Origin of the sequence: Shewanella algidipiscicola (assembly GCF_900380485.1) — a bacterium.
GTDB classification, from domain to species: domain Bacteria; phylum Pseudomonadota; class Gammaproteobacteria; order Enterobacterales; family Shewanellaceae; genus Shewanella; species Shewanella algidipiscicola.
Map to the genome: position 1 here is coordinate 1362176 of NZ_OXJV01000001.1, position 13577 is coordinate 1375752.

8 protein-coding genes are annotated in these 13577 nt (G+C 43.7%); all 8 read right to left on the minus strand.

Annotated elements, in window-relative coordinates; genetic code table 11:
- Position 1: 1 nt before the first annotated feature.
- On the minus strand, positions 2-529 hold the full coding sequence (locus tag DN599_RS06060; RefSeq protein ID WP_110456700.1) for a MotA/TolQ/ExbB proton channel family protein: 528 nt from the start codon (positions 527-529) through the stop codon (positions 2-4).
- Positions 529-1884 (minus strand): MotA/TolQ/ExbB proton channel family protein, encoded by a 1356-nt coding sequence (locus DN599_RS06065; protein ID WP_110456701.1) that lies wholly within the window; start codon positions 1882-1884, stop codon positions 529-531. Before DN599_RS06065 ends, DN599_RS06060 begins: the two co-directional genes overlap by 1 nt.
- The gene (locus tag DN599_RS06070) at positions 1884-2666 is read right to left on the minus strand and encodes a DUF3450 domain-containing protein (protein WP_110456702.1); all 783 of its coding nucleotides are present in this window, start codon (positions 2664-2666) and stop codon (positions 1884-1886) included. Before DN599_RS06070 ends, DN599_RS06065 begins: the two co-directional genes overlap by 1 nt.
- 743 nt (positions 2667-3409) lie before the next feature.
- On the minus strand, positions 3410-6148 hold the full coding sequence (locus tag DN599_RS06075; protein ID WP_110456703.1) for a TonB-dependent receptor plug domain-containing protein: 2739 nt from the start codon (positions 6146-6148) through the stop codon (positions 3410-3412).
- A 1000-nt stretch (positions 6149-7148) separates the two neighbouring features.
- Positions 7149-8357: a porin gene (locus DN599_RS06080; protein ID WP_110456704.1), complete on the minus strand. Its 1209-nt coding sequence runs from the start codon at positions 8355-8357 to the stop codon at positions 7149-7151.
- A 247-nt stretch (positions 8358-8604) separates the two neighbouring features.
- Positions 8605-11004, minus strand: a complete 2400-nt coding sequence (locus DN599_RS06085) for a DNA polymerase II (RefSeq protein ID WP_275426001.1) — start codon at positions 11002-11004, stop codon at positions 8605-8607.
- Positions 11005-11096: 92 nt separating this feature from the next.
- Entirely contained in the window at positions 11097-11702 is a 606-nt protein-coding gene (locus tag DN599_RS06090) for a response regulator transcription factor (protein ID WP_110456705.1), read from the minus strand.
- Positions 11703-11714: 12 nt separating this feature from the next.
- Positions 11715-13496: a sensor histidine kinase gene (locus DN599_RS06095; protein WP_110456813.1), complete on the minus strand. Its 1782-nt coding sequence runs from the start codon at positions 13494-13496 to the stop codon at positions 11715-11717.
- Between the last annotated feature and the right edge of the window lie 81 nt (positions 13497-13577).

The following is a 13577-nucleotide window of genomic DNA, read 5'->3' on the forward strand; positions in this document are numbered from 1 at the left end:
TCTAGTGGTGTGGCAGGCTGTCTTTTAGCTTTTCCATACTGATCTTCATTTTTGCATCAAGGCGAGTACTAAAAAATACTCCCGATAACGCAGCGACCATTCCCGCCATTGTCGGCATGGTTGCCATTGAAATACCAGCTGCCATCATACGAGCATTACTCGTCCCATGAACTGCCATCACATCGAATACCTGTATCATACCGGTTACGGTACCCAGTAGACCTATCATCGGACAGATAGCTACTAAGGTTTTGATAATCAGCATACGAGCATTCATATCTTGTTTCGCTTGGGATACCCAAGCTTCACGGATACGGTGTGCATGCCAAGAGGTAGAGTCCTCTCTGTTATTCCATGCGGTGATAATGTTGTTATGTTCTTTTGGCGCAATCAAATTGAGATACCAAAAACGCTCAAGCATTAACACCCACATTAGAAATAGCACTGCCGCAACCAACCAGAGGACGTCGCCTCCGGAGGCCATGAAGCCCCTGACGGAATCCCAGATGTCCATCAGGTATAGCATCATTAGGCGTTCCTCTTCTCAGCGTGCTCGGCTACGATACCTGCACTTTGCTCTTCAAGTACTTGAACAACTGACTTGCTACGTGCAATAACAATGGCATGCATAAGCATTAGTGGTAATGCCGCAACTAGACCCTGTACTGTCGTCATCAGTGCCATAGAGATACCACCCGCCATAAGCTTAGGATCGCCCGTACCAAATAACTGAATGCTTTGGAACGTTGCAATCATACCGGTCACAGTACCAAGTAGACCCATCATAGGCGCAATAGCTGCAAGGACCTTAATGATAGAGATACGAGTTTCAAGCGCTGGCGTCTCTTTCAGGATGGCTTCGTCAAGTTTAAGCTCTAAGGTTTCAACATCGACATCTTTATTGTCATGGTAAGCCTTTAACACACGACCAAGTGGGTTATTACCAGGGTTATCGATGTTTTTACGCTGGGCATTAACTTTCGCACCCACAATATAAAGCGTCACTAAGCGTTCGATTGAAATGATCGCACCAAGTACCAATAGCGCAATAATGATATAACCAATCGTACCACCCGCTTCAATGCGCTCTTCTAACGTCGCTTTCTGTGTGAATACGTTTAATAGAACACCGCGCGCAGGGTCAACAAACAGCTTGTGCACGCCTGATGTTTGACCTTCAAAGTTTTTAACGCTAGCAACTTGCTCACCACCAGGCTGTTGAGATAGCTGCTGGATAAGATGCAGATCAGGGTTATATACAACATATTGGCCATCGGCTAATAGGTTATATGCACCGACACGAATCACTTTAGTGTTGCTAACATTACCGTCAATACCAGTAACGTCTGCATTAAATGCAACCACTTTACCTGACTCAGCCATTTCAAACAGCTGTGCTTCCCAGAACTTCTCTAATTCTTCAATTTTGGGTAGTTCTTTACGAGCACCTAATTCAGAGATAAATGCGTCACGACCAGGAAACTGAGCGCTAACATTTGAAGATATTAATTTGCCTGCGAAATCACCGGCCTCACCTTTAACGACACCGAACATTTCACCCAAGTCACCTTGAGCAATTTTGCGGTCTTCTTCTAACTGAGCAATTTTACGCTCGTTATCAGCAAACGCTTGAGCGAGATCTTTGCCACGTTGCTCTTCAGCGGCTAACGCTGCTTTTTCACGCTTAAGTAGTGCAGCTTTATCGCCACGTTCAGCTTGAAATTCAGCTTCACGCTTCTTATTGACTTGAGCCGCATTAGCACGATCACTTTGAACTTGCTTTAACAATTGATCGATAGTCTTAGGTGCATCAGCGGCACTGACCATTCCCGCTGTTAGAGATAGCGTTGCAGCAACGATTGCTGTAGAGATTAACTTTTTCATTATTGTGCAGCCTCCGCAGCTGGGATTGGTAACGCGAACATATCAGGAGCACCTTGGCCACGAGCCTGGCGAATAGCTTTAGTTATGTTACGCAGATAGCCATCTTCTAGCTTATCCCATGCTTTTGTCTCTGGATTGAACATCCATGCAGACTTTTGATCTAGACTTTGAGCGTAATAGCCGACACGGCCGAAGTTGATAAAATCAACCAAGATCTCTTTGCTATCAAGCTGCAACTTACCCGTTTCAACATTCAATTTTGAACCATATTCGCGTTCGATATTGTATGCATCGAGAATAAGACGATATTTTTCAGCAAGTGTTACGTTTGCAGTATTAAGTGTTTCACGCAGGCGCTCGATACGATCTTCACGTACTTCTTTATTAAATGGCAGATCTAAAGCGACAAACTGCTCTAACGCATCCACCATTTTAAACATTAATGGCACAACACCTTGACGTAACTTATCAACACCATTGATGTCTTCTTGGATAAGTTTCATCGTCGCTTCTTGGTCTGCAACCAATCCAGCAACGTAGTCGTTATATGATTTTGTTGATTCACGCGTATCAGCGACTTGGCCATATTCAAATGCCATGTCTTGTGCTTGATCGTAGAATTTATCAACTTTCTTTTGCGATGCAGCCGCATCTGAATGAATTCTCGCATCCGCTTTCTGTACATCAGAAAGTGGATCGGCAACCACTAAGTTACTGCCTGCTAAGGCCAGCGCGCCTACGAGCGCTGTAGCGATTTTAGTTCTATTGCTTACCTTGGACATAGTTCCCAACCAATTTGAAGTGAAAATAAAAAGTTTAACTTTGTAGCAACATGGGTTTCTGCTTATCTTGCTAGAATGCCGTTACTATAAGTGTGTATTTCTCTTGTGATTGTTAGTTATTATCTTCCCTCTCCACACCATATAAAGTGCAGACCCGCTGGCATCATTTCACAAAATGTTGACCGATGTCAACATTTCAAAAGGGCTAAAACCCTATGAAAAGGCGATTACACGGCAAAATTTACATAAGATATGTTTTTTCAACTAACTATGTTTCAGTTAGATACTACTGCATTAACATAAAACATGCTAAAAACTAAATTAAACACCTGAAAAAAAAGCATTTTATCTCGAGCACCCTTTTTAAACACAAAAATAACTAAGCAATAACAAAGTTGCAGATATAAAACCATTTAAATGATTATTTGTTGCGCATACATTAAAGCATTAGCGGGTTTTCAGCGATGAAATAGAGCAAATGAAATAGTTAAACTGGCGTAATAACGCCGCCCAGCGACCAATGGTTAACCAGCGTGGCATAGCAAATACTTTCTTTAATTTTAGATCTCGTTACGTGTACAACATGAAACGCTAGGAAAAACAAAACAGGCTTGGCACTGGAATACGATTAACATGGTAAGGTAGCTTCTCATATAAAAAAATCGAAAATCAAATTCATGATTTTCGATTTTTTTGACTTTAATTAACTACAACACAAAGATTGTATAGTTAACTTGTCCTCTTTAGAACTTTACACTTGCTCTAACGAAGAAATAGCGGCCTAACACGTCATATGTGTATGGGTCGGTGTTTGAATCGTTATTACCTGAATAGTATGGAGGCTCTTCATCAAAGATATTATTCACACCACCACTTAAACGCACCATATCTGTTACATCGTAGGTTGCTGATAAATCGTGATAAATAATGCTATCCACGCTCGGAGCATAACATTTAGATGGGTCATCCTTACATGCGAATGAATCCATACCATCGATATAACGTGCCTCATACGTAGCACTCCATATATCGCCAGTTGCGGTAAGGTTAAAGTTAGTCTTTAACTTAGCGTAAGCACCTACACCACCAGTGACATAACCACGGTAATCAACGGCATTACCATCAGGATCAAACTCTTCATAGGTATCAAGAATCGACGTATCTAAACCGGCTTTCCAATCTAGACCAAGACCTTCAAAGACATAAGCTACGTTAATATCATAACCAGAAGTATTGGTTTGACCTATGTTTTGTAAGCCATTATCGAATGAAATACGGCCAGTACCATCAATTTCAATATTAGAAGACTGACATAATGCAGCACCCGTATTAATCTTGTTGCCTGTGGCGTCTAAACACTGATTTGCTAGATAGTTATTGTCAACTTCAGTGATGGTATTGGTAATTGCAATATCAAAATAGTCAACAGTAAAAGACAGACCTTCAACGTAACTTGGCGAGTAGACTAAACCAACTGTTGTGATATCTGCTTCTTCTGGTGTCAACATTGGGTTACCACCAACGGTAACTTCAGCCTGTGTTTGTGTGGTAGCTGGATGCTTAATTTGCTCAAATGATGGTGACTTACCACCGTATAGCTCACTCACCGTTGGTGCACGAAACGCGGTTGAACGGCCACCACGAATCATTAAGTCTTCAGTCATACGCCACGTAAGACCTAACTTCCACGTTGAATCATCACCAAATGTGCTGTAGTCGAAGTAACGCATCGCAGCGCTTAAATCCACTTGCTCAGCAAAAGGAAGATCACTTAATAATGGAATCGCTAATTCAGCATATAGCTCATTTACATCAAATGAACCAGCGGTGCCTTCAACACGTGGATCATTCGCAAGACCTTGAGATGTCAATGAGTCGGGAGTGAAATGCGCTGACTCTTCGCGATATTCATAACCAGCAGCAAACCCTAGCATACCGGCAGGAAGCTCCATCACTTCACCAGAAAGTGTTGCAGAGAAAATATCTAATTCACTGCCACCGCTATTTACTTCAGTGTAAATATAAGGTGCAATACTTTCGCCTTCCCAAGAAGATTGACTAAATGGGTCAAACTCTTTAGCCATTACAGCATCGTTAATTGAGCCTAAGTTATGAAGGTTGGCAAGAGTATCTACCGAATCATTTTTACCCTTATTGTAAGAGGCATCCCAAGACCAGCCATTAGACAACTCGCCTTCTAAACCAACAACGACACGCACTGTATCAACTGTCTGCGAGAAATAACGATTACCTGACTCAACCACACGGCGACCGTAATCAAGCTTTTCACCCTCTTGCACCAAACCAACCAGCTCCTGAGTCATCCAAGATGAATCATACGCCCAAGGAGAGCTATTCCAGATAGGTTGAGGCGCCATTTGCTGATTTGACCAACGCTTAGAATACATAGCTTCCGAGAAAAACATAATAGAGTCACTTAACTCATAAGTTCCCGAAAATGATAGATTTAAGCGTTCCATTGGTGTTGACAGGTAACTAGTTTCAGCATAGTTGTAACGATCTGCATCGGTAAAGTCATGATACTGCCCGCCTAAACCACTTAGGTCTGGAACCGATTTATCAGCAAAAGCTTCCCATACTGGTTTACCCGTTTTAGGGTCTGCTACATAGTGACCATAGTAACCGGAATCACCGATTGCATAAGCACCATCTTGACCTGAACCGACTATGCCGTGGTTTTTATCTCCCCATATATGCCCCCCCTGAGAGTAACCACTACCAGCGCAGTAGATATCGCTCGCATCAGCTGTTTCAGCAATTGGACACTTAGAAAAATCTCGGTCAGCTTGGCTCGCATCACCACGTTTGGTGTATTGACCATTGATAACAATATTACCTTTGTCAAACGTGTTACCAAGAGTGAAATCGATACTCGTTTCATCAGCATCACCTTCACCACTCAATCCCGTTTGGACATTAACTTCAAAACCTTCGAAATCGCGCTTCAAAATGACGTTAACAACACCAGCAATCGCATCAGTACCATAGATAGCAGATGCACCATCTTTGAGTACTTCAACACGCTGGATCATTGATACTGGAATGGTGTTTAAGTCCACTGTTGAAGCTGCACCAGTACCTGAGGCAATCATACGACGACCATTAACTAACACAAGCGTACGATTAGAACCAAGACCACGTAGGTTAATACGTGCATTACCTTGTGAGCCATTGTTAATGGCCGCGTTAGTCATGGCACCACCAGCAGATGTCATATTACGCAATACATCATCAATAGAGGTTGCACCAGATGCAATGATTGATGAAGCATCGATCACACTGATTGGGCTCGCAGTTTCCAAGTCGGCACGTTTAATGCGTGAACCAGTCACCTCTATGCGTTCAACGTTATCAGCCGTTTCATCTGCTGCAAAGGCTGTTGGTGCAGTGAAAGCGGTTAACGCAGCACCGCTAACTAGCGCGATACGCACTGAGTTAGCTAATAGGCTATTTTTATACATGTTGTTTCTCCCTGGACATCATTTTTATTTTATTGCGAATATCTAACACGACAACGAAAGCAACATTACCGGCTAGATTTCTAAGCAAGATAAGACCATAAGAGAAACAATTTCGCAACACTTACAGCCCATTTTTTACAAGCTAACTATTAAAAGCCGAATTTATAAGCGTTTAAACAGGAATGTTATATACCATTTTCCTTGTCATAACCCATAACACGCTATTAACTCGATGAGAGAATTCAACATAAAATATTATTTATCAGGTAGATAAAAATCATAGATACTCACCTCACCCGGTAACACGCAAACACTAAATTAGACAATCAAGATGAATTGACACCTGAATTGGATGTTACAAATGGATCCAAAAGCAAATGGAAGGAAAACCTTATTAAATATATGGTCAGTCAGTTTTGTCGTACTTAACACTAAGCCCTATAGACTATCTACATTAAATAGTCAGTACGAACTAACCTCACCACTTTGGTTTTTAATCAGATTGAAAAATATAAAAAATATTTCACCGAGGATCACGAATAGCATTAACATGAGTATTTTATAATGTAGATATTTTTCGTTTAATAGCGAAAAAGGCTATGTAATTCACAATAGCGCCAGCCTCCTTCAATCAATCTTCACTCACGAATGAATATAAACAATTAGTTACGGCTGACACCAGAAAATTAACAACTAACACACAACAACAGGACAACAGGACAACAGGACAACAGGACAACAGGACACCAGGACACCATCATGATAGGGCAAACACTATTAACAAAAGAGATAGGTAAAATAGGCCGTTAAAATGAAAGAAGTAAAACTCGCACACAATGTGTTAACGCCGGCGTTATCAACACAGTGAACGCCCTCACGACAAATACGATATTGGATAGAACAACTATCAAAAAATTATGTAAAAGTGCTGTGAACAGTCAAAAAAAGCGCTTCATGATGAAGCGCTTTTTATTCAAGATGACGATGTTAAACAGCCAACTTATAGTGTGTAGCGAATACCAATAGCGATACCATCATCTTCAGATAACGACATTTTCGCTTCTTGCTCTTTATCAGCGCTAGTAAAATCACTGTAGTCTTTACGACCTTCGATATAAAGCACAGTATTGTTATCCCACACATAGTGCAAACCAACAACCACAAATTGACGCTTAAATACATCGTTAGGATCGGCGTTGAAGTTAGGCTGGATAACATAATCATCGCCCGCATCTAAGATGTTATATGATACAAATGGACGTAGACCATTATCGAAGGTGTAAGAGAATAAACTTTCTACGCCCCACGCATCTTTGATTAAGCGGCCGATGTTATCAGTATCATGGTTTTCTTGCTTATTTACGTTAGCCGCCGCATAGAAGCCAGCATCATCAAAGTTACCCCAAGTCACACCAGCACCATAGATAAGATCGACTGCCGTTGTTTGTTCACCATTACCAAAACGAACGTCAAACTCACCACGGTTTACACCTGCAGTAAGGGTCAATTTTTCAGTTGCCGCATAAGTAATTGCACCGCCGTAAGTATAGTTAAACTCAACTTGTTGCGCCGCTCTATCGCCATTTACCCAAAGCGCTTCACATGCTTCTTCAGAGATATTATCTGAATCACACGTATAGAAACTGCTATTTTTCAACTGTGCTTGTACAGCAAAGCTGACATCACCGAATGAGTTACGGTATTGCACCGTTTTATCACCACGGCCTACACCGTTTACAGCACCATCATCTTTGTTATAAGTGTATACACCAGCAGTATTACCATCCCAAACAAAGCCATAGTTTGTGCTGTAAACCACATCGTACCAAGCGCCCCATTGCTTACCTATGGTTAGGGTACCGTAGATGTCGTGGACGATGCCGACATAACCTAGACGGTTATAAAAAAACTCATCCTGAACTGATTCAAAACGGTTGTTATAGACAATATCACTATTACCAACAGGGTTTACGCCCCATTCCAATTTAGTGAACGCTTTCCAGCCATCACTCATATCACGAGTAAAGCCGAAGTTGATACGTGACGCGCCATTAACAACCTCGGTCTCACCTTGAGTGTTAATAACTCGGGCGTCAATAAAACCACCAATTTCGACAGCATTTTTATCGTCTTTATAAATTTCGATAGCTGATGCTGCTGGTACAAAAATGACAGCCGCTAATGCTGTTGCTATTAAACTCTTCTTCATGTGTTGGCTTAACCTTTTATAATGTTCAGTTTGCTGCTAACTTTTTATGTTAACTTTAGTGCTACATTCCGTTGTTTTATTTCACTCCCATTCCAAATTGAGACTAACAAAAGATCAGTTGTCACTCAAAGCTGAATATCGCATAAATTGCAGTTTTATTTCACTCAGCCACCGAATGAAACCATACTTACCCAAACCCAAAACCATGCATTAACACTCGGAGTTACAACCATTAAAATAATAACAACTATATTAACGTTAGCTGTTTTGACGCCACTTCGGTGAAACTAAGCTCCAAAATCGTAAGTATTGGATCAGAAATGGGCGCGATCTGCTTATCCAAGTAATACTGATAATCGATATTCCCATGACAATACTGCCTTGGTTCAGCCCCATTGGTTGTCATTACATACTCCACTTTACAGCCTCGTTTACCGAAACGACTATCTCCACTGCGCTCACACCACAATGTAGCGGCTTTGACATGCGGTGCAGACTTTGCGGTGTAATCTTCAATATTGCGGCGTAATCGCTTAGAAAACACTAATAGATCATCTAATTCGCCACGCTGCAGCGCGACTATCATGCTTTTTAAGTACTCCACCACATCTTGTTTGGTAAACAAGCGAAGATAGAGTTCAGCCTGTATTTGTCGTGCTACAGGACTCCAATCGCTTCTCACCTGCTCCATCCCCTTAAAAACCAGTTTTAATTCACCATTTTTCTGGGTATAGGCACCGACATAACGCTTTTTTGAACCTTCTAACGAACCACGCAGGGTTGGCATAAAAAACTGTTCAAAGTGACGTTCATACTCCAACTCAAGATAACAGGCTAAATTATAGTCACGTTTTAGCCTTTGTTGCCATTTTCTATTGATTTTAGTCACCAGTGAACGCGCGAAATCATCGATATTATCAATTGAGCTCACATCAGCTAAATGCACAAAAGTAGAATCGGTATCGCCGTAGATCACTGTTAACCCCATCTCTTCAAGCCATCGACGGGTTTGTTTCATGATCTCATGTCCACGCAGGGTAATTGAGCTGGCTAACTTAGCATCATGAAACACGCACCCCCGCGATCCCAATACCCCGTATAAGGAGTTCATGATGATTTTTATCGCCTGTGACAATGGTGCGTTCGCTTCTCGCTTAGCTTGCTCGCGCTTAGTGGCCAGCTCCGCCACTAAGTCAGGTAAAATAGGCGCATTACGACTAAAACGCGCGCCTAAAAAGCCTGCAACGGTATCGGTATCGCTCATCGCCTGTCCTTCGATCAGCCCTTTAGGATCAATTAAAAAGGTACGAATAATAGAAGGGTATAGGCTCTTAAAATCGAGCACTAAAATATGCTGATAAAGCCCAGGGATGGAATCCATCACATAACCACCTGGGCTTTCTATGCCATCACTTGCTGGCTCACTTGGCGCGACATATCCGGCGCGATGCAGATGCGGTAAATAGAGATTATTAAACGCGGCGACAGAGGCTCCGACTCTGCCAAACTCCAAACCTGTTAGTCTTGAACGCTCAAGGGCAAACTCGGTCAGCGACGTTTTTTGAAAAATGTCCCACACCAGGCGGCTATCTGTGATGTTGTAATGGGCCAACGCCAGTTTATCTTCATTAAATAAGGTGGTGATCTCCTCGCCCCGATTGGCCACATTATCAATCGCTTTGCCCTCATCAAGCAGCTGACGAGATACATTGTCTAAAGCATAACTATCAAACTGATAAAATGCAGCCTTGAGCCAATCGATGCCATCGAGCACCACTCGTCCTGGAAGCACCAAGGTTTCAGGACGAAACTTACCTTCCACCTTCCACGTTAACAGCTGATGATGTCGTCCCAACTTAAGCGGAATTTGATGGAGAGCTGCACGGCGATACAGCAAGGCTAAGTCAAAAGTGACCACGGCCCACCCAATGATAATGTCGGGATCAAAGCGTGCAAACCAGTTAATCAAGGCGATAATCAGCGCCGCTTCATTATCTACCCATTCAATATAGGTGACGCTGCTAGCAGCCAATGGAGGATTCACGCCTTCCTCGTTGCCGACCATAATAACTAACTCAATCGCTTTCCCCTCATTGTCCTTGCCATATAAGCCAACGCTATAAAGCTCGCCACTCATTGAGCATTCAAAGTCCAGAGAGACGATAGAAAGTGTGACATCAATATCTGTACGACGGGCTCGATGTCCGATAAGCGTCTTGATACTCTCATTTGGCACCCATTCACCGACAAACTCCACATCTAAGGCGATAAAACGTTCGATGAGGTAGCGTTGCTCAGGACGAATATCGGCTTCGTGCAGCGCTATTCCTAAGTCGGTCGCCTCTCTGACTAACTGACGAAAACTTTGACTATTACCACAGTAAAGCGCCGTTACCGCTTGATGATCAAAGGTCTTTAGTGTCAGCGCTTCGGTACGAACAGACTGGTGCGCTAAAGGCGATAACAGCTGAGCGACATCTTGGGTGCGACAAAAGCAGACTCGCTCACTGTCGTTGATCACCACACGTACGGGGCCATCGAGGGTTTTTAGGTAATAATGCAGGGCGTTGCCCACATGATGGCGAGTCAATATTCGGCCTTTAATCGATTGCCCCCCAGCAGAGGTTAAGCGAGTAGGCTGAGATATGGCAGCGCTGGGTGTTACAGATTGAGATGTCACGTAAGGTGGCCTGTCATTGTTTAAGTACGCCTAATTAAAGAGGCAGATCGGTGATACAATCACGAATGCAGCACGCCATAAATATAGGCGAGTTCTGCCACAGTTTTGGCGGCAAATTTTTTCAATAAACTGGCGCGATGCACTTCAACGGTGCGCATAGCGATACACAGCTCATCGGCAATTTTTTGATTACGTTTACCGGCAACAATTAACCGCAAAATATCTTTCTCACGTTCGGTTAATGACTGGTAAGCATCGATACTAGCCAATTTATCCAGCTGCTGCATTGAGCTTTCCAATGCAAGATTGATCGCAGCCACCAGCTGATCGGCATTAACCGGTTTTTGGAAGAAGTTGACCGCCCCAGCATGCAGCGCATCGACCGCCATGGGCACATCGCCATGGCCAGTTAAATAGATCACCGCTAGCGGACTGTGATTATCGCGTAAATGTTGATGTACTTGCTGACCACGCAGCACTGGCATTCGGCTATCTAAAATCACGCAACCCGGTTGCGTCAGCGCTGCGTTGTCAAGAAAGTGCTGACCATCGCTAAACACTGCGACATTAAATTCATACTCTTCGAGTAAAAATGCCAGAGACTCCCTGACAGACTGATCATCATCGACAACATACACGGGCAAGTTAGTAAGGCGATTATTCATGGGACTTTCTACTCACTGAGGTAACGATACAGGGATAACAATGGTGACTTTACAGCCATGAGGCGCAATCGGGCTCAAACTCATTTGCCCTGCATGATCTTCTATCACATCACGGCAAATTGCTAGTCCTAGCCCCAGCCCTTGTGTTTTTGTGCTCACAAAGGCCTGGGTCGCTGCGGCTTGTTCTGCTGAGATACCAATGCCATTATCGCTAACCGTTAAGGTTAAAACGTTATCCTGGTAATGGCTCTCAATGACGATTTCTGGCTGCCAAGTCACATCTGTGTGCTGCGCACTGACGCAGGCATCAATGGCATTAGTGACGAGGTTCACTAACACTTGTTGCAAGCCAATCGGGTCAATATAACACAGTGGTAATGACGTCTGTAGTGACAAACGGTAAGGGATCTCAAGCTTAGTAAGACGAAAATCAAGCAGCTCCATGGTATCAATAATCAATTGATTAATATCGATAAACTTTTTTTCAGCCGCATGCTTCTTGATCATCGTTCGTAGTCGATGCACTATGTTATCGACTCGCTCCACCTGATGTTGAATTTTTTCAAGTACAGGCACCAAATCCTCAAGCGGACGCTGCTTAGCGATACGTAATAACCCCGCTTCAGTGTAATTTCGTATCGCCGCCAAAGGCTGATTAATTTCATGAGCCACACTGGTGCCCAGCTCGCCCACTATGGCAACGCGCTGAGCATGTTCGAGCAGCTCACCATTGTGTTTTAGTCGGTGCAACGCCTGCTCTAGCTGCTTCTTATTTCGGTTAAAACAATACTCTAACCAGAAGTGATAGCCATTAAGCAGCACTAACGTTACAAACAGCAACCAGCCCCACTGCTGATTATCATCAAGCCAGATAAAGGCCTCCTGCCACCAAGGCAGATGCAAGGGATGCATGTTCAGCTCTTGATACAACTTATCGATAGCTAACAAGCTCACTGGCGATGTCCAACCTGACGCTCTGGCGGCAATGGCCGCCTCACTCTCAGCAGGCATAGCCAATAAGGCTTGGGACATCTGTTTCGCTAATTCGTTAGAGGCACGCTGGGTCTTGGCAAATGACCAATTGGGATAAAGCTCACTGGTCACTTGGCAGGGAAAGTAAGCCGGCGAGCGGGACTGGATCACCCGATAGTTATCCTCGAGTAACCCATCTGTCACCATGCTTTCTAATAAACAGGCAGGCACGACCGCAGCCTCAATATGCTTATCGCGTAGCTGATACAAACTGGCATCGATGGGGAAGCCTAAAAAGCGTACACGTGAAAAAAACGCATTGGCATCAAAACCCTGACTTATTAAATGATGGCGCAAACTTAAATAGCCCCCAAAGGCGTTACTGGCCACCGCAGAGAGGGGTTTACCGTAAAGCTGCTCAACACTGTAATAGGGGGAATCACGGCGCACCACCAGCGCTGAGCCAATACTGTTGGTTTGGCTCTCACCTGTATGGCTGGTCATGGTTGCCAGCCAAGAGAGATCAAATTGCCGCCCAAGCTGTACCGCTTGTCCGGGGTTGGTTATCACAAAATCGACCTTAAGCTGCTCAACGGCGTTGGCCATTTCATCCAAGGTTAGCGGATGTAACATAAAACGGGAATTGGCAATATGTGACTCCAGCCACGTCATCGTTGGCTGCCAACGATGACGCGCCGCCGACTTACCACGAGTGGCTAATACCGCGACATCGATCATTTTCACCGCAACAGGCTGGTTAGCATCAGCGATGACAATATCGCGCTGCGCCCCCCTTTGGCTGCTTACGCTATCGGTCGGCATTTCGGCTAGAGCAGGATTAATAGCAGAGCAAATAACAGCGCATGCACTGAGCCATAGCCCCCAGTGCATTAAGTCGCCGCG